The following is a 24382-nucleotide window of genomic DNA, read 5'->3' as shown; positions in this document are numbered from 1 at the left end:
GCTCCTTAGTTTTGGAAATCATTAAGTGATTAAGCAGATAAAACGTTTGAATTGGTAAAAAAATCGTTTTTCATAAAGGAGACGTATGATTATTGGTCACGGCATTGATTTGCAGGAAATTGATGCAATCAAGCGAGCCTATGAGAAAAATAACAGATTTGCTAAGCGAGTGTTGACAGACAAAGAGTTCCAATGCTTTTCAGAGCAAAAAAGTACGAAACGGCAGATGGAGTTTTTGGCGGGACGCTGGGCGGCAAAAGAAGCTTTTGCAAAGGCAATGGGGACTGGAATTGGAACACTTGGTTTTAAGGATATTGAAATTTTAAATAACCAATTAGGTGCGCCTGTGATTACCCAGTCACCTTTCTCAGGGAAGTGCTTTATTTCACTTTCTCATACAGGAAACCTTGTTCAAGCCAGTGTTATTTTGGAAGATAATACCTGAACAATGAAATTGAAACAAAAACATTCAAAAAATTTTCTAGCTTTGGAGGAGATAAAATGATTTCAAGTTTACACAGACCAACAAAGGCAGTCATTGATTTAGATGTCATTTGTCAAAATATTGATGCGGTTAAAGCCAATATACCACAAGATAAAAAAGCTTTTGCAGTTGTTAAAGCTAATGCTTATGGGCATGGTGCCACAAATGTAGCGCACGCTATTCATCATCTTGTGGATGGATTCTGTGTGTCAAATATTGATGAAGCTTTGGAATTACGTGAAGCAGGTATTGAGGAAACAATCCTTATTTTAGGTGTTATTATGCCTGATGAGGTGGCTTTGGCGCGTGATTACCATGTTACTTTGACGGTTGCTAGTCAAGAATGGCTTGATTTGGCAAATGAACAAGGTATTAGTTTAGCTGGTTTGGACGTTCACTTGAAAGTGGATTCTGGTATGGGGCGAATCGGTGTGCGCAGTCTTGATGAAGCAGAAAATGTGATTGCGAATTTGAAAAAAGCTGGCGCTAACGTTGCAGGTATCTTTACGCATTTTGCAACAGCAGACGAAGCTGACGATACGAAATTCAATGAACAGTTGGAATTCTTTACGAATTTGGTTGACAATTTAAGTGACAAGCCTGCCATTGTCCATGCCAGTAATTCAGCAACAAGTATTTGGCATAGTGAAACCATTTTTAACCTTGTTCGACTTGGGATTGTCATGTATGGATTGAATCCAAGTGGAACAGAGCTTGACTTGCCTTATCCGCTAAAGCCAGCGCTTAGCTTGGAATCATCATTGGTTCATGTTAAGACGATTCCTGCTGGGGCAACGGTTGGCTACGGTGCTACCTATACTGCTCAAAAAGAGGAATATATCGCGACTGTTCCAATCGGTTACGCAGACGGTTGGACACGTGATTTACAAGGTTTCTCAGTGCTTGTGAATGGCGAATTTTGTGAAATTGTTGGACGCGTGTCAATGGATCAAATTACCATTCGCTTGCCAGAAAAACTTCCAATCGGAACGAAAGTTACTTTGATTGGTCAAGAGAGCGACAAGGTTATTTCAGCGACAGATTTGGCTCAAAAACGTGGCACAATTAATTACGAAGTTCTTTGTCTATTGAGTGACCGTATTCCACGTGTTTATTCAAAATAAATGATAAAAAGATTCTATCTTGCTGTAAGAAACTTGCGGCGATTTAGAATCTATTTTTTGTTATAATAGTAGCAAAGTGAGGTCATATGAATTTACAATCATCAATTGTGGAATTAAAAGGAATAGGGGCTAAGTCGGCGGAAAAATTTTATAAGTTAGATATTTATACCATTGAAGATTTACTGCTGTACTATCCTTTTCGATATGAAGATTTTAAGAGCAAGCGTGTTTCAGAGCTTGCTGATGGGGAAAAAGCTGTCATTACGGGAACGGTTGTGACACCTGCAAATGTGCAATATTATGGTTATAAGCGTAATCGTTTGTCGTTTAAAATCAAGCAGGGCGAAGCGGTTATTGCGATTTCTTTTTTTAACCAGCCTTATTTAGCAGATAAAGTCGAGCTTGGCAGCGATATCGCGATTTTTGGAAAATGGGATGCCCTAAAATCAGCGGTGACTGGTATGAAAATTTTAGCGCAAGTTGAAGATGATATGCAGCCAGTTTACCGTGTTGCTCAAGGTATTTCACAAAATGCACTAGTCAAAGCTATCAAATCAGCTTTTGAAATTGGTGCTCAGAATTGGTTGCCTGAAAATTTACCGCAGGTGCTTTTGGACAAGTATCGTTTGTTAGGGCGTGCTCAAGCAACGGCTGCTATGCACTTTCCGAAAGATTTAGCAGAGTATAAACAAGCACTTCGTCGGATAAAATTTGAAGAACTGTTCTATTTCCAAATGAATTTGCAAGTTTTAAAGGCAGATAATAAATCAGAAGCTAATGGTTTGGCGATTGCTTATGATGAGCAAAAAGTTGCTGATAAGATTGCAGCTCTGCCATTTACCTTGACGGGTGGGCAAAGGCGCAGTCTTGATGATATTTTGGCGGATATGCGTTCTGGTGGTCATATGAATCGTCTCTTGCAAGGGGACGTTGGTTCTGGTAAGACGGTTGTGGCTAGTCTTGCCATGTATGCTACTTATACGGCAGGTTTTCAATCAGCTTTGATGGTGCCAACGGAAATTTTGGCGGAGCAGCATTTTGAAAGTTTGACCCAGCTTTTTCCAGATTTGTCCATTGCAATTTTAACATCAGGGATGAAAACAGCAGCCAAACAAGCGGCACTTTCGGCGATTGCGGATGGTTCGGTAGATATGATTGTTGGTACGCATGCGCTGATTCAAGATGCGGTAACTTACCACCGCTTGGGGCTTGTCATTACTGATGAACAACACCGTTTTGGTGTCAATCAACGTCGTGTTTTCCGTGAAAAGGGCGAAAATCCAGATGTGCTCATGATGACTGCAACACCAATTCCACGGACACTTGCTATTACGGCATTTGGTGAAATGGACGTTTCGATTATTGATGAATTGCCTGCAGGACGCAAACCGATTATCACGCGTTGGGTTAAACATGAACAGTTGGAAGTTGTGCTTGATTGGGTCAAAAAAGAATTGCAAAAAGGGGCACAAGCCTATGTGATTTCACCTTTAATTGAAGAATCTGAATCACTTGATTTGAAAAATGCTGTTGCCTTGCACGAGGAATTGTCAGCCTATTTTGCGGATAGTGCAACCGTAGCGCTCATGCATGGTCGCATGAAAAATGACGAAAAAGAAGCTATCATGCAAGATTTCAAGGCACAAAAAAGTCAGGTTTTGGTATCGACAACCGTCATTGAAGTTGGTGTTAATGTCTCAAATGCGACCATTATGATTATTATGGATGCTGACCGATTTGGGCTTAGCCAGTTGCATCAGCTTCGTGGACGAGTTGGGCGTGGAGATAAACAATCTTATGCTATTTTAGTCGCCAATCCCAAAACACAAACAGGAAAAGAGCGCATGAAAATCATGACAGAAACAACGGATGGTTTTGTTTTAGCAGAAGCCGACCTTAAAATGCGTGGTTCAGGTGAGATTTTCGGCACACGCCAATCAGGAATTCCAGAATTCCAAGTGGCAGATATTGTCGAAGATTACAATATTCTCGAGGAAGCTAGACGCGTTGCAAGTCAGATCGTTTCCGAAAAAGATTGGCAAAACAATCCACAATGGCAAATTGTTAGCCAAAATCTCAAAGACAAAGGAACTTTCGATTAAGGTTTATGAAAGTTTTCTGCAAGGATAGGTTAAGCTTTGCTCCTTATAATGACCCTATCAAATGAAACGAGAGGTAAAGCTTATGACAGTAAAAGTAACCTACAAAAAGTATTTTGCCAAAAAAATTCATGTGAAACCAGCTTACGGAAAGTAAGCTGAAAAAAGAGTACTCTTTTTTGATAAATCGCTATGGCAGTAGGGTAAAATCCCATGATAAGATACATAAGACCATAGAAAATATCGAGCTCAGCTGATAATGGCTGGGCTTTTTGGGTGCTTTTAAAGTTAATTTTTAGCTCAAAAACAGCAAAATGCTGCAAAAAACATTGAAAATCAATAAAAAAGTATTGTGAAACATAAAAAATGTGATATACCAAATATATCGAAAAACAATAAAATATTTTCGAAAAAGAATAATTACATATTGTAAAACGGATTTAAAAACTGAGCTCACAATAAATTCAAGAAAACAATTTTTAGGAGATTTATCATGAATACAAAAACTATCGGAAACCTTACCAAAACAGTCGCTAAAGTCGCTATCAATCTTACAACTATCGTTCTAGCTTTAACTATTATTGCTGATTTGGTTTCACATATTTACGGTTATGATACTGTCCACGTTGGTCACTATGGTGTCATTGATTGGTCAATCGGTAAGGAAACAAAGACATGGTTGTTGACTGCTTTAACCATTCTAACAAACAGTGTTATTATCTATGGTCTTGCGCAATTAAAAGCATTTATTTCAGAATTCACTATTAAGGAAGTTTTAGCTGACAAAACAGATTTAGCGACTTTGGCAGTTAAATACTTCTGCACACGTCGCTTAGCTCAATAAAAAAGGATACGATTTAAGGAGAATATCATGAAAAAAACAAACTATAAAGCCTTGAAAATTGCTAATATTTTTATCAATATTGTGATTGCTGTTATTGTCATATCAACGATAATCGCTATTGGACTTTCGGTGACTCAATCACATTTAGCTTTGACTAATCAAGTAGGCAATGGCATCGTATTTGATATTAACATTCCAGAAAAACTGTTACATTCGCCAGCTTTTATTGGATTAACCGTTATTGTTTCTGTTCTTTGGATTGCTTTGCTTGTTTGGGTTAAAATGTTCTTTCAAAATATTATTGATAATCGCATTTTTACTCAAGACAATGTTAAACTAGCGCGTTATGTTGAATATAATTTTATCGCTTTGGCATTTTTGGATAGCTGGTTCCAAAGTTTATGTTCTGGTTCGGAGGTGCTTAACCTTGTTAATGTAGCATACTTGGTGGCTGCTTTTGTGGTATGGGTATTCTCAATGATTTTAAAAGAGGCAATTATTATCGCTGAGGAAAACGAATTTACGATTTAAAGGAGGGAACATATGATTCGAATTAATCTTGATGTTGAGCTGGCAAAGCGGAAAATGAAATCTGGGGAATTGGCGGAACGTATTGGGATTACGAATGCTAATCTCTCTATTCTTAAAACAGGAAAGGCTAAAGCTGTTCGGTTAACGACTTTAAATGCCATTTGCCGTGAATTGGGTTGCCAGCCTGGGGATATCTTGGAATATATTTCTGATTAATAAAAAATCTGAGACACTGTCTGTCAGTTTGACAGAATCAATGTTTCAGATTTTTTTGTATTAATTAACCTTCAATGTATTCTTTGAGGGCTTGTCCTTTTAAGCCAGCGTTTAAGGCAATGAGCAATTTCAAGCGTGCTTTTTGGGCGTTGAGTTCTTTGACAAACATGACACCAGCCTTGGCGAGTTGGACACCGCCACCTTCATAAGCATAAACAGGTTCGGCAATACCGTTGAAACAACGTGAAACGAGAACAACAGGTACCCCTTGTTTGATTAAATCAACGATTTCTTGAGCTGCGCGTGGTGGCACATTTCCAGCGCCAAGGGCTTCGACAACAACGCCACAGACATTGCTAGGATTTAGGAAACTGATAATGCCGTCTCCTCCCATACCAGCGTAAGCTTTTACAATAGGAACCGTCCCTGAAATATCCTGCAAATCAAAACGGACACGTGGGTCAGCCGTTCTAAAGAAAAGAATGTCATGTTTTGTAATCAGACCAAGTGGACCGTGAATTGGTGTTTGAAAGGTTGAAACGTTAGTAGTATGCGTTTTTGTGACGTATTTGGCTGCGTGAATTTCATCGTTCATGACAACGAGAACACCTTTTCCGATAGCTTGGTCATGACTAGCCACACGAAGGGCACTAAGATAATTATAAACACCGTCACTACCAAGCTCGTTTGATGAGCGCATAGCACCCGTTAGGACAATAGGAATATTGGGAATTTCCATTGTATCAAGAAAATAAGCCGTTTCCTCTAGGGTATCTGTGCCATGAGTGATGACAATGCCGTCATAGTTATCAGCGTTTTTCTTAATCTCTTGGTAGAGTTTTAGCATATGTTTAGGTGTAATGTGCGGGCTTGGAACATTAAAAAAATCAAGTGCCGTCACTTGAATGTTTTCAAGATTAATCCCAACATGATTCATTGGGTTATCGGTATCTGGGCAGACATTACCTGCTTCATCAGCATGCATAGAAATGGTACCACCAGTATGCAGAACAAGGATTTTTTTCATTATTATAAAACTTCCTTTAAAAATGTGTTATAATCTATTTTAACATAAAGATGGAGGGCAAGGAAACGATTTGGCGATAAAAGCAGTCTTTTTTGATATTGATGGAACTCTTTTAAATGACCGAAAAAATGTGCAACAATCAACACAAAAAGCCATTAAAAGTTTGAAAAAACAAGGAATTTTTGTTGGTCTGGCGACAGGTCGCGGACCAAGTTTTGTACAACCGTATCTTGAAAATCTTGGCTTGGATTTTGCGGTAACCTATAATGGGCAATATATTTTTACACGTGACCAAGTACTTTATCATAATCAATTACCTGTTTCAACCATTTATCGTATTATTCGTTATGCGAATGATAGGCGCCGTGAAATTTCTCTGGGAACGGCATCTGGTTTAGTTGGTTCACGTATTATTGATATGGGAACTAGCCGTTTTGGACAAGTGGTTAGCACGATTGTCCCAAAACGTTGGGCAAAAGCGGTGGAGCGCAGCTTTAAGTATTTGATTCGTCGTTTCAAACCGCAAAATTTGAACAATCTGTTAACCATTATGCGCCAGCCGATTTACCAAATCGTTCTTGTTGCAACTGAAGGTGAGACTGATAAGATTCAGGAAGCTTTTCCTTATATCAAAATCACACGTAGTAGCCCTTATTCTGCGGACTTAATCTCAAAAGAACAATCAAAGATAAAAGGGATTGAGCGTGTGGGTGAGATGTTTGGCTTTGAATTAGCTGAAGTCATGGCATTTGGTGATTCTGATAATGATATTGAGATGTTATCAGGTGTCGGTATTGGTGTGGCTATGGGAAATGCTAAAAGTTCGGTTAAAGAACTCGCTCACTACACAACTGACAGCAATAACAATGATGGCATTTCAAAGGCTTTGGCTCATTACGGCTTAATTCATTTTGAAGTTGAAGAAAGTTTTGAAAGTCAAGACGAGAATTTCAATAAAGTTAAGGATTTTCATCATCTTATGGACGGTGAGACTTGCGAAACACCACGATTGTACGGCAGTGAAGAGGCAACACATCGTTCTGATTTTAAAGTGGAAGAAATTGTCGAATTTCTACATGCGGCAAGTAAGGGGAATCCAGAAACGTTTGAACAATCAATATCAAATTTGCATGCTGCCATTGATAAGGCAGTAAATAAAGTACGAAGTAAAGAACATCTAGAAACACCGCTGGTTGGTCAGGTAGATGCTTTGACGGACTTGTTATATTTGACCTATGGTTCATTTGTTTTGATGGGAGTTGACCCAAAACCGTTTTTTGATACGGTTCATGAAGCCAATATGGGAAAAATCTTTCCTGACGGAAAAGCGCATTTTGACCCTGTAACACATAAAATTTTGAAACCGGATGACTGGGAAGAACGGTTTGCGCCTGAACCTGCTATCAAACGTGAACTTGACCGTCAAATTCAAAAATCATTAAATCGTAAAAAAAGAAGCCAAGCTAGTCATTAAACTAACTTGGCTTTTTTTTGTAATTATAGAAGATTGATTAAAAATTATTATTAAAGAGTATCGATATGGCGCAAGACTTAGAAAGTCTTTTCGCTATCACGAACAACTAGCAAATCGACTTTTGCATGACGCATGATATATTCTGATGAAGACCCGATCAGAAGTCGTTCAAATGTATTGAGACCAGTTGCCCCAACCATAATCAAGTCAACTTTTTCTTTGTCAGGAATATCTCGTGCTAGGAGAGTTTTAGGATTACCAAATTCGATAACTTGTTTGACTTTCGTTAATCCTTTTTCGCGTGCTTGTTGCTCATAATTGTTCAATACATCTTTTGCTTCCTGTTCGAGCTTTTCATAAATGTAAGTGTCGAAAGTAGCAACGCTTTGAAGTGCGCGTGTATCAATAACGTGTGTTAGTAGCAACTCAGCATTATTGCGTAGTGCAATGTTTATCCCTTTTTCAAAAGCCAACTCTGATTCATAAGAACCATCAATCGCAATTAGGATTCGTTCATAATGATGTGACATAACTGCCTCCTCCTTAATTATGCTAGCAAGAGCGTAAAAGTGACCGAAAATGTAGGATTAATAAGAAATCTTGGTTTTAGTGACCTAAGGTTAGTTATCCGTGTGCTATTACATCAGGTAAAAGCATCCCGCATTCCAAACTTTCAGCCCATATCAATAAGTTTAATAAGCTAATTGCGGGATGAACAAGTAGCGTTAAACGCTTACAATTATTGTTAAAACATCCCTAAACTTATTATACTCTTTTTATGTAAAAAATGAAAGCGTTTGAAGTATTTTTCTGAATATATTTTGCTATAATAGAAAAAGTGAGGAAAAAAGTAATGAGAAAAGATATGATAGCTGTTTTAAAAGATTTGTATCGTCATAAATACACATACATTTTACGAGCAACGATTTTACAACTCCTAATCACGACAGTTGGGGCTTATGTCTTGTCACTGTTAATTAGGGTTGTTTTGGTTGGTTCTGACATTCCAGGAATGACAACCGACAATATCTTTTCTTTTTTAACCAATCCATTAACATTAAGTGTTTTGGTGATTTATCTTTTTTTGCTAGCTTTTTTAGTTTACCTAGAATTTTCGTTTCTCGTTGAAATTGTTCGGCATAAGGAAGCAAAATTACGGTTGACTTGGATGCGGTTAAAAGAAGATGCAATTTACTTTTTTAAAGCCATTTCAGGCTGGCACTTCTTAGCCTTTTTGGTTTATCTTATCTTAACGATTCCGTTTTTGAATGTGATGTTTTCATCAGCTTTGTTAGAAAATCTCTATATTCCGAAATTTATCTCAGGTGAGCTTTCGAAAACGGCAAATGGAAAACTACTCTATTATGGGCTTTACCTTTTTTTAGGCTACCTAAATCTTCGATTTTTATACACCTTGCCCTTGACGGTGACTGGAAAAGGTGAACGTTTTGGACGTCATATGGCAACATCTTGGCAACTAACACGTGGTAAGAAAATTTTTAAATTATTTGGGCTTGCTATTGTTTTGATTAGTGTTATAGCTGTTGTTGCTGTGTTTAGTTTCCTTGGCATCAGTTTGGCGGCTTTGGTTGATGGTGTAGATAAATCGTTTTGGGTTGAAACTTTATTCCTATCCTTTGTTTGGGGAGTATTGTTTGCAGGGCGACTGCTGTTCAAATTAGCATCGATTTCCTACTTATTACAAGTGATAGAAAATAGCAGTAGCACTTTAGCACCCGCTAATCAAGGAAATAGGCGACATCGTTTGTTAGCTTTGGCTGGACTAATTCTGGTCATTGGTGGTATGAATTATATATACAATGTTTTGAAAGTGTCTGGCGAACCTGTAGAGCACCTAGAAGTGATTGCACATAGGGGAATGGTTTCGCAAGGGGTTGAAAATTCTCTGGAGGCTTTGGAAGGTGCGGCAAATGCTGGCGCTGACTATGCTGAAATGGATATTATTTTATCAAAAGACCAGCAATTTATCGTTAGCCATGATGATAATCTTAAACGCTTAACGGGCAAGGATATCACGATTTCACAATCTAATGCTAAAGACGTCATTGGTTTGAAAACAAGTCAAAATGGATACCAATCGCAAATTATTTCTTTCGAGGATTACGTCGCTAAGGCAAAGCAACTCGGTATTAAATTGTTAGTCGAGTTAAAACCAACAGGCAATGAACCTGCAAATTATGAACAATTGTTTGTTGATAAAATGAAAGAGCTGGGTGTTGAGAAATCTTATATGACCATGTCTGCGGACCTAAAGACAATTGAAACGGTTGAAAAACTTGACCCAGCAATCAAAACAGGTTATACCATTTCTTTGCAAATTGGAAATTTCACCAGCCAGAAAGTGGATTTTTATGCGATTGAGGACTTCTCATATAATGAGCTCTTAGCACGTACAGCGCATAAAAATGGCAAGAAGATTTACGTCTGGACGATTAATTCAACTGATGATATTGAAAAATACGTCAAAACCAGTACAGACGGGATTATTACCGATTATCCAGATTTGGTGAGAGATATTGAAGTATATTTAGCAAACGATAATAGCTATCTTGACTATTTTTTGCATCTAACTAACCTTTCTTGGATTGAAAATTTGTAGGGGAAAGTTTATAATATCTAAAACGAGGTAAAATCTATGAAAATATTTGATAAATCTTCAAAGCTAGAACACGTTTCTTATGACATCCGTGGACCAATTCTTGACGAAGCCACTCGTATGATTGCTAATGGTGAAAAAATCTTGCGTCTTAATACTGGTAACCCAGCTGAATTTGGCTTTACAGCACCAGACGAAGTCATTCGAGATTTGATTGCCAATGCTCGCAATAGTGAAGCTTATTCAGATAGTAAAGGGATTTTTTCTGCGCGTAAGGCAATTATGCAATATTGTCAGCTAAAAGGGTTCCCACATGTGGATATTGATGATATTTATCTAGGAAATGGTGTATCTGAATTGATTTCAATATCTCTTCAGGCGCTTCTTGATGATGGGGATGAGGTCTTAGTACCAATGCCTGATTACCCATTGTGGACAGCTTGTGTTAGCTTGGCGGGAGGCAATGCTGTTCATTATCTTTGTGATGAAAAAGCTAACTGGTATCCTGATATTGATGATATCAAATCAAAAATCACTTCTAACACAAAAGCGATTGTTGTGATTAACCCTAATAACCCAACGGGAGCTTTGTATCCTGATGAGCTTCTTAAAGAAATTGTTGAAATTGCTCGTCAAAATGATTTGATTATCTTTGCTGATGAAATCTATGATCGCTTGGTAATGGATGGCAAAAAACACACAGCAATTGCTAGCTTAGCACCAGATGTTTTCTGTGTGTCAATGAATGGTTTATCAAAATCTCACCGAATCTGTGGTTTTCGTGTTGGTTGGATGGTCTTATCAGGTCCTAAAAATAATGTTAAAGGCTACATTGAAGGGCTTAATATGTTGGCAAATATGCGTCTTTGCGCTAATGTTTTAGGTCAACATGTTGTTCAAACATCACTTGGTGGCTACCAATCAGTTGATGAATTGTTGATTCCTGGTGGTCGAATCTATGAACAACGTAACTTTATCTACAAAGCTGTTAATGAAGTTCCAGGGCTTTCAGCTGTAAAACCAGATGCAGGACTTTACATTTTCCCTAAAATTGACCGTGACATGTATCAGATTGATGATGACGAACAATTCTGTTTGGAATTATTGAAACAAGAAAAAGTTATGTTGGTTCCTGGTAAAGGATTCAACTGGAATGAACCGGACCACTTCCGTATCGTTTATCTACCACGCGTGGAAGAATTGGCAGAAGTTCAAGAAAAGTTAACAAGAGTATTAAATCAATATCGACGCTAAGGAAAAAGCTATTAAAATGTTGGAAGTTTACAGTTTGATTGAAAAATCAACTTTAAAACCCGAACGTTTTAATGCTTTTTTTAATTAAAATCCGCCTAAAAAGAATGCGTTTACAAAAAATGTCAGAAGATAAAGGAATTTTCAGATAATTGTTTGCAAAATAAGAATTCCTTTGATATAATTGTAACGCAAATAACGCAAAGGAAGTAGAAAATGCCGAATTTATTAGAAAAAACACGAAAGATTACATCAATTTTGCAACGCTCCGTTGACAGCTTAGACACTGAATTGCCATATAATACAATGGCTGCTCAATTAGCTGATATCATTGATTGTAATGCTTGCATCATTAATGGAGGGGGTAACCTTCTTGGTTATGCAATGAAGTATAAAACAAATACTGACCGCGTAGAGGAATTCTTTGATGCCAAACAATTCCCAGAAAGCTATGTTAAAGCGGCTAGTCGTGTTTACGACACAGAGGCAAATTTGTCTGTGGATAATGAATTGACTATTTTCCCAGTAGAATCAAAAGACATCTATCCTGATGGCTTGACAACTATTGCACCAATCTATGGTGGCGGTATGCGTCTAGGTTCTCTTATCATTTGGCGTAATGATAAAGAATTTTTAGAAGATGATTTGATTCTTGTTGAAATTGCCTCAACAGTAGTTGGTATCCAATTACTTAATCTTCAAACTGAAAATCTTGAAGAAACCATTCGTAAACAAACAGCTGTTAATATGGCTATTAACACGCTATCTTACTCAGAAATGAAAGCTGTATCAGCTATTTTGGGTGAATTAGACGGTACAGAAGGTCGCTTAACTGCATCAGTTATTGCTGACCGCATTGGTATTACACGTTCAGTTATTGTCAATGCCCTACGTAAATTGGAATCTGCAGGGATTATCGAAAGCCGTTCATTGGGGATGAAAGGAACTTACCTTAAAGTCATCAATGAAGGTATCTTCGATAAATTAAAGGAATATAATTAATGAAAAAAGCTCTTATTTCAATTGACTATACCTATGATTTTGTAGCAAATGATGGCAAGTTAACGGCTGGAAAGCCAGCACAAGCTATTGAAGAAGCTATTACGCGTGTCACCAAAGAAGCCTATGAAGCGGGGAATTATATCTTCTTTGCCATTGATGGTCATGATGAGGGTGATGATTTTCATCCAGAGACAAAATTGTTCCCACCTCATAATATCAAGGGAACAAGCGGTCGTGATTTATATGGTCAGTTAGCTGATTTATATGCAGAAATCAAGGAAGATAGCAAAGTTTTTTGGTTGGATAAACGTCATTATTCAGCCTTTTCAGGGACGGATTTGGATATTCGATTGCGCGAACGTCGTGTGACAACTGTTGTATTGACAGGTGTTTTGACGGATATTTGTGTTTTTCATACAGCTATCGACGCTTACAATTTAGGATATGACATTGAGATTCCGGCGGAAGCAGTCGCGAGCTTAACAGAGGAAAATCATCAGTTTGCACTAAATCATTTTAAAAATGTCTTAGGTGCAAAGATTGTTTAAAAGTTGGAAGAAGTGGGAGACTACTTCTTTTTTTCATGTTAAAGAGGCTTAAAATATGGTATAATTTTAAGGACTGTATTGTAATTTAAGTTACGATTTAATTTAATCAAGGAGAGATAGAGATGAAAATTTCTGAAGAAGAAGTTCGTCATGTGGCTGATTTGTCAAAATTGTCCTTTGCTGAAGAAGAAACAGCAGAATTTGCGACAACTTTGTCTAAAATTGTAGATATGGTAGAACTCTTGAATGAAGTTGATACAGAGGGTATCCCTGTAACGACAACAATGGCAGACCGTAAGACTGTTATGCGTGAAGATGTGGCAGTAGCTGGTGATGACCGTGATGAGCTCTTTAAAAATGTGCCTCAATCTGAAAATTACTATATTAAAGTTCCTGCTATCTTAGAGGACGGAGGAGATGCCTAATGTCATTTAATACAAAATCAATTGATGAGTTGCATAATCTTCTTGTCAATAAAGAAATCTCAGCGGTTGAATTAACCAAAGCAACACTTGAAGATATTAAAGAACGTGAAGCAGCTGTTGATTCTTTCATCACTGTTTCTGAAGAAGCAGCTCTTGCACAAGCGGCAGCCGTTGATGAGAAAGGAATTGATGCTGATAATGTGATGTCAGGGATTCCTTTGGCTGTTAAAGATAATATTTCAACACGTGGTATTTTAACAACAGCAGCGTCTAAAATGCTTTACAACTATGAACCAATTTTTGATGCAACTGCGGTTGAAAAACTTTACGGTAAGGATATGATTGTTGTTGGTAAAACAAACATGGACGAATTTGCCATGGGTGGTTCAACTGAAACATCATACTTTAAGAAAACAAAAAATGCTTGGAATCATAGCAAAGTTCCTGGTGGATCATCTGGTGGTTCTGCGGCAGCTGTTGCCTCAGGTCAAGTTCGTTTGGCATTAGGTTCTGATACTGGTGGTTCAATCCGCCAACCGGCAGCCTTTAATGGTGTTGTCGGTTTGAAACCAACTTATGGACGTGTGTCACGTTTTGGTTTGATTGCATTTGGTAGCTCACTTGACCAAATCGGTCCATTTTCTCAAACAGTTAAAGAAAATGCACAATTGTTGAATGTGATTGCTGGTCATGACGCTAAAGATGCGACATCTTCTGACCGCGAAGTGGCTGATTTCACAGCTAAAATTGGTCAAGATATTAAAGGCATGAAAATTGCTTTGCCAAAAGAATACCTTGGAGAAGGTATCGATCCAGAAGTGAAAGAAACAATTCTTAAAGCGGCTAAACACTTTGAAAAACTTGGTGCAACAGTTGAGGAAGTTAGTCTTCCACACAGTAAATATGGCGTAGCGGTTTACTATATCATTGCATCATCAGAAGCTTCTTCAAATTTGCAACGTTTTGACGGTATTCGTTACGGTTACCGCACTGAAAACTACAACAATCTTGAAGATATTTATGTTAATACACGTAGCGAAGGTTTCGGTGATGAAGTGAAACGTCGTATCATGCTTGGTACATTTAGTTTGTCATCAGGTTATTACGATGCTTACTTCAAAAAAGCTGGTCAAGTTCGTACATTGATTATTCGTGATTTTGAAAAAATCTTTGCGGATTATGATTTGATTTTAGGTCCAACTGCTCCAAGTGTAGCCTTTGGTTTGGATACCCTTAATCATGACCCTGTTGCTATGTATTTGGCAGATATTTTGACAATTCCTGTCAACTTGGCTGGGCTTCCAGGGCTTTCAATTCCTGCTGGATTTGCCCAAGGGCTTCCAGTTGGTATGCAATTGATTGGTCCAAAATACAGCGAAGAAACTATCTACCAAGCTGCAGCAGCCTTTGAAGCAACAACTGATTATCATAAACAACAACCGATTATTTTTGGAGGTGACAAATAATGAACTTTGAAACAGTCATCGGGCTTGAAGTCCACGTTGAGTTAAATACAAATTCAAAGATTTTTTCACCGACATCAGCACATTTTGGTAATGAACAAAATGCCAATACAAATGTTATCGACTGGTCATTCCCAGGTGTTCTTCCTGTGATGAATAAAGGTGTTATTGATGCTGGTATTAAAGCAGCCTTGGCACTTAACATGGATATTCACCAAAATATGCACTTTGACCGTAAAAACTATTTCTATCCTGATAATCCAAAAGCTTACCAAATTTCACAATTTGATGAGCCAATTGGCTACAATGGTTGGATTGAAATTGAGCTTGAAGATGGGTCAACTAAAAAAATTCGTATCGAACGTGCTCATTTGGAAGAAGATGCTGGTAAAAACACTCACGGTACTGATGGTTATTCTTATGTTGACCTTAACCGTCAAGGTGTACCGTTGATTGAAATCGTCTCAGAAGCTGATATGCGTTCCCCGGAAGAAGCTTATGCTTACTTAACAGCTCTTAAAGAAGTCATCCAATACACTGGTATTTCTGACGTTAAAATGGAAGAAGGTTCTATGCGTGTGGATGCCAACATCTCTCTTCGTCCATATGGTCAAGAAGAATTTGGTGTGAAAGCTGAATTGAAAAACTTGAACTCATTTAACAACGTGCGTAAAGGGCTTATCTATGAGCAAAAACGCCAAGCACAAGTTCTTCGTTCAGGTGGTCAAATTCAACAAGAAACACGTCGTTATGATGAATCGACTGGTGAAACAATTTTGATGCGTGTTAAGGAAGGGTCATCAGATTATCGTTATTTCCCAGAACCAGACCTACCACTTTACGAAGTGTCAGACGAATGGATTGAATCAGTTCGCAAAACATTGCCAGAATTTCCAAAAGACCGTCGTGCCAAATACGTCACTGAATTTGGTTTGACAGCTTACGATGCTGCGCAATTGACAGCAACGAAAGCAACATCTGATTTCTTTGAAAGTGCAGTTGCGCTTGGTGGTGATGCTAAACAAGCTTCTAACTGGTTGCAGGGTGAAGTTGCTCAATTCTTGAACAGCGAAAATAAGACACTTCCAGAAATCTTGTTGACACCTGAAAATCTTGTTGAAATGCTTGCTATCATTGCTGACGGTACGATTTCATCAAAAATTGCCAAGAAAGTCTTTGTTCATTTGGCTAAAAATGGTGGTTCTGCGCGTGAATACGTTGAAAAAGCTGGTTTGGTTCAAATTTCTGACCCTGCTGTGCTTATTCCGATTATCCACCAAGTTTTTGAGGATAATGAAGCTGCTGTTGCTGACTTCAAGTCTGGTAAACGTAATGCCGATAAAGCCTTCACTGGATTTTTGATGAAAGCTACAAAAGGTAAAGCTAACCCACAAGTTGCGCTTAAATTGTTGGCACAAGAGTTGGCAAAATTAAAAGAAGACTAATAATAAGTAAAATCATCCTTCGGGGTGATTTTTTGTACAGCAGGGCAGAATTTTTAGAAAGATTATTTGACAAAAGTATCAGAAGTGGTGTGTTTTCTTTGATTTAAATATGTTATACTGATAGCTGAATTTACTTTTGATGTGTTGAATGGAGTTAAGATGAATAAGAATTTAAAGGGAACAATTATGGTGCTTATGGCAGGTATTGCTTGGGGGATTTCTGGCATCTCAGGGCAATATCTTATGACACATGGGCTGAACATTAACTTGCTGACAAGCATGAGATTAATTGTTTCTGGGCTTTTGTTGACTGTAATGGCGATAATTTCGCAACCACAGCATTTTTTTCGTGCAATAAAACAGCTGAAAGTTTTAGGCGGTATCGCTGTTTTTGCCATTATTGGGCTTTTGATGAATCAATATGCGTATTTGATGGCAATTCACTACACGAATGCTGGTACGGCGACGGTTTTACAGTATGTGGCACCGATTATTATTTTGGCTTACGTGTCGTTGAAAAATAAGCAACTACCGACATTGTCAGAATTCTTTGCGATTCTCTTTGCGATTTTAGGTACCTTTATCATTGCAACACATGGTCATTTTGACGGTTTGGCAATGACTCCGAAAGGCTTTTTCTGGGGGATATTTTCAGCAGTAACTTATTCTTTTTACATTGTTTTGCCTGTCAAATTAATTCGTAAATTTGGAAGTTTTACGGTGATTGGACTTGGCATGCTTATGGGAGGCATCGTTTTTCCAATCATGACACGCTCATGGCAGTATCCGCTAGTGTTAACATCAGGTAATTGGTTAGCTTTATTTGGAATTATCATTATCGGAACTGTCTTTGCTTATACTTTTTTCTTAAAAGGGACGACGATTATTGGGGCTGTGAAAGGGAGCCTGCTTGCAGCGGTAGAACCAGTCTCATCAGTCTTTTTCTCGGTAACCATTATGCATGAAATTTTCTACCCAATGGATTTTGTGGGAATGATTTTCATCATCGTAGCTGTTTTAACGGTTTCTCTCCATGACTTAATCGCTGTGCGTAAACAATTGCATTAATCACAATATCAAAGAGTTATGGTTGAGCAAATTTGCTTGCCATGACGTTTTTTGTTTTGTCCCTTGACATTTTTATAAAATAGGCTTAAACTATAATTTGTTAGCTTTCTAATAATTAGCTAACTAACAAAAATGAGGAAACGTTATGGAAAAAAATATCGGACGTTTGGTCAAAAAGGCAAGCAATCAATTGGGGCGAGAGTTTGACCAATTCGCAAAACCGTTTGATTTGACTGGTATGCAGATGTCTATCATTGATTTTTTAAGTCAAGGTGTAAAGGAAGAATATTTCCAGCAAGACATTGAAAAAGAATTTAACATTCAGCGTTCAACGACGACGGTACTTTTGCAACGAATGGAGAAAAAGGTACTAATTTATCGTCAAGTATCGCAACAGGATGCCAGACAAAAATCCGTTTATTTAACGGAGAAAGCTCAAGGTTTAGTGGAAGAATGTCGCTCTTACTTCAGAAATCAAGAAAGAGAGTTGGAAAAAAACTTTTCAGAAGAGGATATTGCCATTTTTGAGAAAATTTTAAAGTATTACATGAAAGAAAAATAGGAGGACACATGTCAGAAGAAAAAATTTCACCTAAAGTCATTAGAGCCGTTGTTGGTGCGGGAATGTTATCATTTTGTGGTGTGGTTGTCGAAACAGCTATGAATATCACATTTCCAACCTTGATGACAGAATTTGGAATTAATACCTCAACGGTTCAATGGATGACAACGATTTACCTTTTGGTTGTTGCGTCAGTTGTGCCTTTGTCAGCTTATTTAAAACGTTCATTTAAGACAAAATCTGTCTTTTTAGCAGCCAACTTGTTGTTTATTTTGGGGATTCTAATCGATACTATTGCGCCAAGTTTTGCCCTCCTTTTATTTGGTCGTGTGGTTCAAGGGATTGGTGTCGGAATTGCTCTCCCTTTGATGTTTAATATCATTTTGGACCAAGTGCCAATGAGTAAAATTGGTACAATGATGGGAGTAGGAACGTTGATTACAGCGGTCGCTCCAGCAGTTGGGCCAACATTTGGTGGTCTGGTCGCTTCAAACTTAGGTTGGCGTTTTATTTTTGTTCTGTTAATTCCGCTGTTATTAATTTCTTTGGCATTAGGTGTGACGTCTATTGAACAAAAAGATGAAGTGGCGCGTGAAAAATTAGATATTCTTAGCGTGATTGCGATTCTTTGTGCCTTTATTGGTTTGATTTTAGGAATTAATAATCTTGCTGATTACGATTTTCTTAGCTTGCCTGTTCTAGGCAGTTTATTTGTTGGTATAACAGGGCTTGTCGTACTTGTGAAACGTTCAGCTCAATTAGTTGTGCCGATTGTTGAGCTATCCGTTTTGAAAGACGGAAAATTTGCAGGACACGTCGTGGCATTTTTCCTTTTTCAAATTGTTAACTTGGGACTATCATTCTTGATTCCAAACTATATTCAAATGGTTAATCATTCAACATCAACAGTAGCAGGTCTTCTGGTTTTTCCAGGAGCGTTTATTGGTGCTTGTTTTGCTCCATTTAGCGGAAGTATCTTAGATCGTTTGGGAGCTAAAAAGCCAATTATTTTTGGGGTAAGCATGCTTGTTTTTGCTCTTTGTCTTTATAGTATTTTTGGCTTGCATTTATCAAATACTTGGTTGACAATTTTTTACATCCTATCAATGGGTGGAACTGGAATTGCTTTTGGTAATGTCATGACAAGTGGTCAAAAACAAATAGCACTTAAGGAGCGTGCAGATGCTAATGCTATTTTTAATACACTACAACAATTTGCTGGTGCTGTTGGAACAACAATCGCTTCACTGGTTGTAGCCTTAAGCCAAACAAACAGCAGCCTTAGTTACTCTGCAGCAACAGCCCAAGGTTCACGCAACGCTTTTATCGTCTTGCTTATTCTAGCAGCTGTCGAACTTGTTATCTTACTACGAGTTGTTGACGGAAAAGAAAAATAAGTTTATAGAGAGTGGCTTGCTGCTCTTTTTTCATTAAATTTCCTTATGTGGGAATGGTTTTCAATTCGCCATATTTTGGCAAATATGTTAAAATAAATAGTAAAATATATTTTTTGGAGAAGGATTTGAGTATAGACGATTATAGGCCGACCTTCGTGGTTGAGGCAGTTTATGATTTAAGAGCAGATGATTTATTACGACGTGGGATTCATGCCGTGTTAGTGGATTTAGATAATACCTTAATCGCATGGAATAATCCTGATGGAACGCCTGAAGTGCGTGCATGGTTAGATGAGATGACTATGGCGGATATTTCAGTTGTGGTCGTATCAAATAACAAGCATTCTCGTGTGAATCGTGCGGTTTCGCGATTTGGTGTGGACTTTGTTAGCCGTGCTATGAAACCTTTTACACGCGGTATCAATATGGCAATCAAACGTTATGGTTTTGATCGTGATGAGGTTATCATGGTCGGTGATCAGTTAATGACGGACATTCGTGCGGCACACCGTGCTGGTATTCAGTCTGTTTTGGTTAAGCCATTAGTGACTTCTGATGCTTGGAATACAAAGATTAATCGTTGGCGCGAACGCCGTGTTTGGGCTAAACTTGAAGAAAAATACGGAAAAATTCAATATCAAAAAGGAATTTAATGGAAGAATTATTATGTATTGGCTGTGGAGCCAAAATTCAAATAGAAGATAAGGAAAAGGTAGGATATACCCCAAAAGCTGCTCTTGAAAAAGGTTTAGAGAGTGGCGAATTGTATTGCCAAAGATGTTTTAGATTACGTCATTACAATGAAATCACCGATGTGCACATCACTGATGATGAATTTTTGAAACTTCTACACGAAGTTGGAGATAGTGATGCTCTTGTGGTTAATGTTGTGGACATCTTTGATTTCAATGGTTCAGTTATCCCTGGCTTGCCACGTTTTGTTTCTGGCAATGACGTCTTACTTGTCGGAAATAAAAAGGACATTTTGCCAAAATCAGTTAAGGATAGCAAAGTGACACAATGGCTGACAGAACGTGCGCATGAAGAAGGGCTTCGTCCAGTTGATGTCATTTTGACGAGCGCCCAAAATCATCAGGCTATCAAGGACTTGATTGAAAAAATTGAAAAATTACGTCGTGGGCGTGATGTTTACGTCGTGGGTGTTACAAACGTTGGTAAATCAACCCTTATCAATGCTATTATCAAAGAAATAACAGGTGAAAAAGATATTATTACGACATCTCGCTTCCCTGGAACAACCCTTGATAAAATCGAAATTCCATTGGACGACGGTAGTTATATTTTTGATACACCAGGGATTATTCACCGTCACCAAATGGCACATTATCTTGGGGATAAAAATTTGAAATACATCAGTCCTAAGAAAGAAATTAAACCGAAAACTTATCAGCTCAACCCTGAACAAACGCTGTTCTTGGCCGGTTTGGGACGTTTTGATTTTATCTCAGGAGACAAGCAAGGTTTTACAGCTTATTTTGACAATAATTTGAAATTGCACCGTACCAAATTAGCTGGTGCTGATGCTTTCTATGACAAACACGTTGGTAGTCTTTTAACACCACCAATAGACAAGGAATTAGCTGATTTTCCAAAATTAGTCCGTCATGAATTTACCATTAAAGCTAAAATGGATGTGGTTTATTCTGGGCTGGGTTGGATTCGCATTAAAGCTTCGCAAGATAGCCCTGTTAAAATTGCTGCTTGGGCGCCCGAAGGGGTGGCAGTATTGCTTCGCAAGGCATTGATTTAAAAGAATAAAAAGAAAGGAAGTTCAGGTCAATTTTGAGTGACTTGAACAGAGGCGGAAAATTTACTGAAAAGCCGACTGAACAAATTAAGATTTTTTGTTGAGTGTGTTTTTAGTGGATTTTTATGCCTGATATGATAATTATGTTAACATCAAAACAACGTGCTTTTTTGAAATCACAAGCACACTCAATGAAACCAATTGTGCAAATTGGGAAAAATGGTCTTAATGACCAAATTAAAACAAGTGTCCGAAATGCTTTGGATGCGCGCGAATTGATTAAGGTAACGCTTCTTCAAAATACCGATGAAGATATTCACGAAGTTGCTGAAATCTTAGAAGATGAAATTGGTTGCGATACTGTTTTGAAAATCGGACGTATCCTTATTCTTTATAAAGAATCGTCTAAAAAACAAAACCGTAAAATCTCACCAAAAGTAAAAGAATTGAATCGATAAAGTCAAGTTTACGAATTGACAATGTCGTTTTAAAGAGTTAGTCGTTTAAGAAGTCGCCTGGCTTGGAGGTAGTCAATATGGCATTAGAATTGTTAACTCCATTCACCAAAGTTGAATTGGAGAAGAAAGAAAAAGATAAAAATCGTAAGCAGATTGGAATTCTAGGAGGTAATTTCAATCCTGTTCATAATGCACATCTCGTCGTTGCAGACCAAGTTCGCCAACAATTGTGTTTGGATAAGGTTTTTCTTATGCCCGAATACGAGCCACCACACGTTGATAAGAAAAATACAATCGATGAAAAACATCGCTTGAAAATGCTTGAATTAGCCATTGAAGGTGTTGATGGTTTGGGAATTGAAACTATTGAATTGGAACGTAAAGGCATCAGCTATACTTACGATACAATGAAGCTTTTGATTGAAAAAAATCCTGATGTTGATTACTATTTCATCATTGGCGCAGACATGGTGGATTATTTGCCAAAATGGCATAAAATTGAGGAATTGATTAAAATGGTGCAATTTGTCGGTGTTCAACGTCCTAAATACAAAGCTGGAACGTCTTATCCAGTGATTTGGGTTGATGTGCCGCTGATGGATATTTCATCTAGTATGATTCGTCATCATTTTGAAAATGGTTGCCGTCCGAATTTCCTAATGCCACAGACAGTTATTGACTACATTGAGAAAGAAGGACTTTATCATGACTTATGAGGCTTATACCGCGGGAATTGAACGTGCTGAGCTTTTAGGCAAAGTTGCATCAGTTATGAGTGAAAAACGTTTTAACCATGTCCTTGGCGTGGAAAAAACTGCCATTGAATTGGCAGAGCGTTATGGTTATGATACGGAAAAAGCTGGACTGGCTGGATTAATCCACGATTATGCCAAAGAGATTTCAGACCAAGAATTTTTAGATTTGATTGATAAGTATCAGCTTGACCCAGAACTAAAAAAATGGGGCAATAATGTTTGGCATGGCATGGTCGGTATTTATAAGATTCAAGAAGATTTGGGCGTGACGGACAAGGAAATCTTGCGTAGTATTGAGACTCATACCGTTGGTTCAAGTGATATGTCTTTGCTAGATAAGATTGTTTATGTGGCAGACTATATCGAGCCAAATCGCCGTTTTCCCTTGGTGGAAGAAGCGCGCGTGATTGCTAAAGAATCGTTAGATAAGGCGGTTGCCTACGAAACTGTTCATACCGTAGAACATCTAGCGCACCAAGCCTTTCCTATCTTCCCACAAACCATTGAGACTTATAATGCGTATGTTGGGTTTATGAAAGATTAATCAGATAGATTGTAATTATTGAAAGAGGATATATATTGACTAAAGAAGAACTTTTAGCTGTTGTTGTCAAGGCAGCTGATGAAAAACGTGCAGAAGACATGGTTGTCTTAGACCTTTATGGATTGACTAGTGTGACAGATTATTTTGTAGTGGTTAGCGCCATGAACACACGTCAACTGGATGCTATTGCAGAAAATATTCGTGAAAAAGTTAAAGAAGCTGGTGGTGATGCCAGTCATGCTGAAGGTGATAGTCGTACAGGTTGGGTACTTCTTGACCTTAATGATGTTGTTGTCCATATCTTCTCAGAAGACGAACGTGAACACTACAACATTGAAAAACTTTGGCACGAAGCACCAATGGTTGACGTATCAGAATACCTTGCTTAATTTTGTAGCATTATTCTTATAATCTGGGGCACTTGTCTCAGATTATTTCATTCTAAGAATGATAGAAGTTTGATAGGACAAAACAATGAACAAAAACTACGAAAAATTTGCATCGGTTTATGATGCTATCATGGATGACTCCCTTTATGATAAATGGACTGACTTTTCGCTCCGCCATTTTCCAAAAAATAAGAAAAAACTCTTGGAATTAGCCTGTGGAACTGGGATTCAGTCAGTACGTTTTGCCAAAGCTGGCTTTGACGTGACAGGGCTTGATTTGAGTGAGGATATGCTTGAAATCGCAAGAAAACGTGCAAAAGCAGCTAGTGAAGCTATCGAGTTCAAACAAGGTAATATGCTCGATTTGTCGCAAGCAGGAAAATACGATTTGGTGACCTGTTATTCAGATTCTATCTGTTATATGGCTGATGAAGTTGAGGTTGGTGATGTCTTTAAGCAAGTTTACGACTGTTTGAATGAGGACGGAGTATTCATCTTTGACGTGCACTCAACTTACCAAACTGACACCGTTTTTCCTGGTTATTCTTACCATGAAAACGCAGAAGAATTTGCCATGGTTTGGGATACCTATGCTGATGAGGCACCACATTCTGTTGTGCATGAATTGACTTTCTTCCTGCAAGACGAGGATGGACGCTTCACACGCTATGACGAAGTTCATGAAGAACGCACTTATGAAGTCCTAACTTACGATATCCTCTTGGAACAAGCAGGCTTCAAATCATTCAAACTCTACGCCGACTTTGAGGACAAAAAGCCACGCAAAAAATCAAACCGCTGGTTCTTTGTCTGTCAGAAGTAGGGGGGAGTTACAGTTTATAATGTTGATGAAGTGAAATGATTAATAATGTTTGTACTATATTTGAGATA

General features: G+C 38.0%; 26 protein-coding genes. 24 read left to right on the top strand and 2 right to left on the bottom strand.

Annotation, left to right across the window (positions count from 1 at the left end):
* Positions 1-85 precede the first annotated feature (85 nt).
* The 6 genes from acpS (at position 86) to CCC20_RS04055 (ending at position 5298) form a co-directional block, all read left to right on the top strand.
* A complete protein-coding gene (gene acpS, locus CCC20_RS04080) occupies positions 86-445 on the top strand; it encodes a holo-ACP synthase (RefSeq protein WP_013852215.1) in 360 nt (119 codons plus the stop codon).
* Positions 446-501: 56 nt separating this feature from the next.
* The gene (gene alr / locus CCC20_RS04075) at positions 502-1608 is read left to right on the top strand and encodes an alanine racemase (protein WP_003066300.1); all 1107 of its coding nucleotides are present in this window, start codon (positions 502-504) and stop codon (positions 1606-1608) included.
* An 86-nt stretch (positions 1609-1694) separates the two neighbouring features.
* The gene (recG, locus tag CCC20_RS04070; protein ID WP_013852214.1) at positions 1695-3710 is read left to right on the top strand and encodes an ATP-dependent DNA helicase RecG; all 2016 of its coding nucleotides are present in this window, start codon (positions 1695-1697) and stop codon (positions 3708-3710) included.
* 490 nt (positions 3711-4200) lie between these two features.
* Entirely contained in the window at positions 4201-4551 is a 351-nt protein-coding gene (locus CCC20_RS04065) for a hypothetical protein (protein ID WP_013852213.1), read from the top strand.
* A gap of 27 nt (positions 4552-4578) precedes the next feature.
* Positions 4579-5082 carry a DUF2975 domain-containing protein gene (locus CCC20_RS04060; RefSeq protein WP_013852212.1) on the top strand — a complete coding sequence of 168 codons (504 nt, stop codon included), beginning with the start codon at positions 4579-4581 and terminating at the stop codon, positions 5080-5082.
* Positions 5083-5094: 12 nt separating this feature from the next.
* Positions 5095-5298: a helix-turn-helix domain-containing protein gene (locus CCC20_RS04055; RefSeq protein WP_013852211.1), complete on the top strand. Its 204-nt coding sequence runs from the start codon at positions 5095-5097 to the stop codon at positions 5296-5298.
* Positions 5299-5362: 64 nt separating this feature from the next.
* On the opposite strand, the gene CCC20_RS04050 is transcribed toward CCC20_RS04055, so the two are convergent.
* Positions 5363-6325 carry an asparaginase gene (locus CCC20_RS04050; protein WP_003066282.1) on the bottom strand — a complete coding sequence of 321 codons (963 nt, stop codon included), beginning with the start codon at positions 6323-6325 and terminating at the stop codon, positions 5363-5365.
* Positions 6326-6395: 70 nt separating this feature from the next.
* Between CCC20_RS04050 and CCC20_RS04045 the strand changes: the two genes are divergently transcribed.
* Positions 6396-7799, top strand: coding sequence for an HAD-IIB family hydrolase (locus tag CCC20_RS04045; protein ID WP_013852210.1), 1404 nt, complete (start codon positions 6396-6398; stop codon positions 7797-7799).
* 77 nt (positions 7800-7876) lie between these two features.
* Here the strand turns inward: CCC20_RS04045 and CCC20_RS04040 are convergent, their stop codons facing one another.
* Entirely contained in the window at positions 7877-8329 is a 453-nt protein-coding gene (locus CCC20_RS04040) for a universal stress protein (RefSeq protein WP_013852209.1), read from the bottom strand.
* 323 nt (positions 8330-8652) lie between these two features.
* On the opposite strand from CCC20_RS04040, the gene CCC20_RS04035 reads away from it, so the two are divergent.
* The 17 genes from CCC20_RS04035 (at position 8653) to CCC20_RS03955 (ending at position 24314) form a co-directional block, all read left to right on the top strand.
* Positions 8653-10419: a glycerophosphoryl diester phosphodiesterase membrane domain-containing protein gene (locus CCC20_RS04035; RefSeq protein WP_287179292.1), complete on the top strand. Its 1767-nt coding sequence runs from the start codon at positions 8653-8655 to the stop codon at positions 10417-10419.
* Between the two features lie 36 nt (positions 10420-10455).
* Positions 10456-11670, top strand: a complete 1215-nt coding sequence (locus tag CCC20_RS04030) for a pyridoxal phosphate-dependent aminotransferase (RefSeq protein WP_003066271.1) — start codon at positions 10456-10458, stop codon at positions 11668-11670.
* Between the two features lie 213 nt (positions 11671-11883).
* On the top strand, positions 11884-12669 hold the full coding sequence (gene codY, locus CCC20_RS04025; RefSeq protein ID WP_003066268.1) for a GTP-sensing pleiotropic transcriptional regulator CodY: 786 nt from the start codon (positions 11884-11886) through the stop codon (positions 12667-12669).
* Entirely contained in the window at positions 12669-13217 is a 549-nt protein-coding gene (locus tag CCC20_RS04020; RefSeq protein WP_013852207.1) for a cysteine hydrolase family protein, read from the top strand. The genes codY and CCC20_RS04020 overlap by 1 nt, the downstream gene beginning before the upstream one ends.
* Positions 13218-13339: 122 nt before the next feature.
* Complete coding sequence (gene gatC, locus CCC20_RS04015; protein WP_003066263.1) at positions 13340-13642, top strand: Asp-tRNA(Asn)/Glu-tRNA(Gln) amidotransferase subunit GatC; 303 nt, start codon at positions 13340-13342, stop codon at positions 13640-13642.
* Complete coding sequence (gatA, locus tag CCC20_RS04010; RefSeq protein WP_003066261.1) at positions 13642-15108, top strand: Asp-tRNA(Asn)/Glu-tRNA(Gln) amidotransferase subunit GatA; 1467 nt, start codon at positions 13642-13644, stop codon at positions 15106-15108. Before gatC ends, gatA begins: the two co-directional genes overlap by 1 nt.
* Positions 15108-16550 (top strand): Asp-tRNA(Asn)/Glu-tRNA(Gln) amidotransferase subunit GatB, encoded by a 1443-nt coding sequence (gene gatB, locus CCC20_RS04005; RefSeq protein ID WP_003066259.1) that lies wholly within the window; start codon positions 15108-15110, stop codon positions 16548-16550. The genes gatA and gatB overlap by 1 nt, the downstream gene beginning before the upstream one ends.
* A 159-nt stretch (positions 16551-16709) precedes the next feature.
* Positions 16710-17618 carry a DMT family transporter gene (locus CCC20_RS04000; RefSeq protein WP_041973337.1) on the top strand — a complete coding sequence of 303 codons (909 nt, stop codon included), beginning with the start codon at positions 16710-16712 and terminating at the stop codon, positions 17616-17618.
* A gap of 145 nt (positions 17619-17763) precedes the next feature.
* Complete coding sequence (locus CCC20_RS03995) at positions 17764-18180, top strand: MarR family winged helix-turn-helix transcriptional regulator (RefSeq protein WP_003066255.1); 417 nt, start codon at positions 17764-17766, stop codon at positions 18178-18180.
* Positions 18181-18188: 8 nt separating this feature from the next.
* Complete coding sequence (locus tag CCC20_RS03990) at positions 18189-19577, top strand: MFS transporter (protein WP_003066253.1); 1389 nt, start codon at positions 18189-18191, stop codon at positions 19575-19577.
* A 125-nt stretch (positions 19578-19702) separates the two neighbouring features.
* Positions 19703-20230 carry a YqeG family HAD IIIA-type phosphatase gene (locus tag CCC20_RS03985; RefSeq protein ID WP_013852205.1) on the top strand — a complete coding sequence of 176 codons (528 nt, stop codon included), beginning with the start codon at positions 19703-19705 and terminating at the stop codon, positions 20228-20230.
* Positions 20230-21348, top strand: a complete 1119-nt coding sequence (gene yqeH, locus CCC20_RS03980) for a ribosome biogenesis GTPase YqeH (protein ID WP_117575395.1) — start codon at positions 20230-20232, stop codon at positions 21346-21348. Before CCC20_RS03985 ends, yqeH begins: the two co-directional genes overlap by 1 nt.
* 140 nt (positions 21349-21488) lie before the next feature.
* On the top strand, positions 21489-21803 hold the full coding sequence (gene yhbY, locus CCC20_RS03975) for a ribosome assembly RNA-binding protein YhbY (protein ID WP_041973355.1): 315 nt from the start codon (positions 21489-21491) through the stop codon (positions 21801-21803).
* A 77-nt stretch (positions 21804-21880) separates the two neighbouring features.
* On the top strand, positions 21881-22519 hold the full coding sequence (locus CCC20_RS03970) for a nicotinate-nucleotide adenylyltransferase (RefSeq protein WP_013852203.1): 639 nt from the start codon (positions 21881-21883) through the stop codon (positions 22517-22519).
* On the top strand, positions 22509-23102 hold the full coding sequence (gene yqeK, locus CCC20_RS03965) for a bis(5'-nucleosyl)-tetraphosphatase (symmetrical) YqeK (protein WP_013852202.1): 594 nt from the start codon (positions 22509-22511) through the stop codon (positions 23100-23102). The genes CCC20_RS03970 and yqeK overlap by 11 nt, the downstream gene beginning before the upstream one ends.
* Before the next feature lie 35 nt (positions 23103-23137).
* Positions 23138-23491: a ribosome silencing factor gene (rsfS, locus tag CCC20_RS03960; RefSeq protein ID WP_013852201.1), complete on the top strand. Its 354-nt coding sequence runs from the start codon at positions 23138-23140 to the stop codon at positions 23489-23491.
* A gap of 85 nt (positions 23492-23576) precedes the next feature.
* A complete protein-coding gene (locus tag CCC20_RS03955; RefSeq protein WP_009854853.1) occupies positions 23577-24314 on the top strand; it encodes a class I SAM-dependent DNA methyltransferase in 738 nt (245 codons plus the stop codon).
* Positions 24315-24382 lie beyond the last annotated feature (68 nt).

It is taken from the genome of Streptococcus sp. LMAG:39 (genome assembly GCF_008680485.1).
Classification (GTDB): Bacteria; Bacillota; Bacilli; order Lactobacillales; family Streptococcaceae; genus Streptococcus; species Streptococcus pasteurianus.
The sequence above is the reverse complement of the archived record's forward strand: the minus strand, read 5'-3'. Positions and strand labels throughout refer to the sequence as shown.

Coding starts and splice junctions, on each gene's coding strand:
- acpS (WP_013852215.1), top strand. CDS start 86: ATGATTATTGGTCACGGCATTGATTTGCAGGAAATTGATGCAATCAAG.
- alr (WP_003066300.1), top strand. CDS start 502: ATGATTTCAAGTTTACACAGACCAACAAAGGCAGTCATTGATTTAGAT.
- recG (WP_013852214.1), top strand. CDS start 1,695: ATGAATTTACAATCATCAATTGTGGAATTAAAAGGAATAGGGGCTAAG.
- CCC20_RS04065 (WP_013852213.1), top strand. CDS start 4,201: ATGAATACAAAAACTATCGGAAACCTTACCAAAACAGTCGCTAAAGTC.
- CCC20_RS04060 (WP_013852212.1), top strand. CDS start 4,579: ATGAAAAAAACAAACTATAAAGCCTTGAAAATTGCTAATATTTTTATC.
- CCC20_RS04055 (WP_013852211.1), top strand. CDS start 5,095: ATGATTCGAATTAATCTTGATGTTGAGCTGGCAAAGCGGAAAATGAAA.
- CCC20_RS04050 (WP_003066282.1), bottom strand. CDS start 6,325: ATGAAAAAAATCCTTGTTCTGCATACTGGTGGTACCATTTCTATGCAT.
- CCC20_RS04040 (WP_013852209.1), bottom strand. CDS start 8,329: ATGTCACATCATTATGAACGAATCCTAATTGCGATTGATGGTTCTTAT.
- CCC20_RS04035 (WP_287179292.1), top strand. CDS start 8,653: ATGAGAAAAGATATGATAGCTGTTTTAAAAGATTTGTATCGTCATAAA.
- CCC20_RS04030 (WP_003066271.1), top strand. CDS start 10,456: ATGAAAATATTTGATAAATCTTCAAAGCTAGAACACGTTTCTTATGAC.
- codY (WP_003066268.1), top strand. CDS start 11,884: ATGCCGAATTTATTAGAAAAAACACGAAAGATTACATCAATTTTGCAA.
- CCC20_RS04020 (WP_013852207.1), top strand. CDS start 12,669: ATGAAAAAAGCTCTTATTTCAATTGACTATACCTATGATTTTGTAGCA.
- gatC (WP_003066263.1), top strand. CDS start 13,340: ATGAAAATTTCTGAAGAAGAAGTTCGTCATGTGGCTGATTTGTCAAAA.
- gatA (WP_003066261.1), top strand. CDS start 13,642: ATGTCATTTAATACAAAATCAATTGATGAGTTGCATAATCTTCTTGTC.
- gatB (WP_003066259.1), top strand. CDS start 15,108: ATGAACTTTGAAACAGTCATCGGGCTTGAAGTCCACGTTGAGTTAAAT.
- CCC20_RS04000 (WP_041973337.1), top strand. CDS start 16,710: ATGAATAAGAATTTAAAGGGAACAATTATGGTGCTTATGGCAGGTATT.
- CCC20_RS03995 (WP_003066255.1), top strand. CDS start 17,764: ATGGAAAAAAATATCGGACGTTTGGTCAAAAAGGCAAGCAATCAATTG.
- CCC20_RS03990 (WP_003066253.1), top strand. CDS start 18,189: ATGTCAGAAGAAAAAATTTCACCTAAAGTCATTAGAGCCGTTGTTGGT.
- yqeH (WP_117575395.1), top strand. CDS start 20,230: ATGGAAGAATTATTATGTATTGGCTGTGGAGCCAAAATTCAAATAGAA.
- yhbY (WP_041973355.1), top strand. CDS start 21,489: ATGTTAACATCAAAACAACGTGCTTTTTTGAAATCACAAGCACACTCA.
- CCC20_RS03970 (WP_013852203.1), top strand. CDS start 21,881: ATGGCATTAGAATTGTTAACTCCATTCACCAAAGTTGAATTGGAGAAG.
- yqeK (WP_013852202.1), top strand. CDS start 22,509: ATGACTTATGAGGCTTATACCGCGGGAATTGAACGTGCTGAGCTTTTA.
- CCC20_RS03955 (WP_009854853.1), top strand. CDS start 23,577: ATGAACAAAAACTACGAAAAATTTGCATCGGTTTATGATGCTATCATG.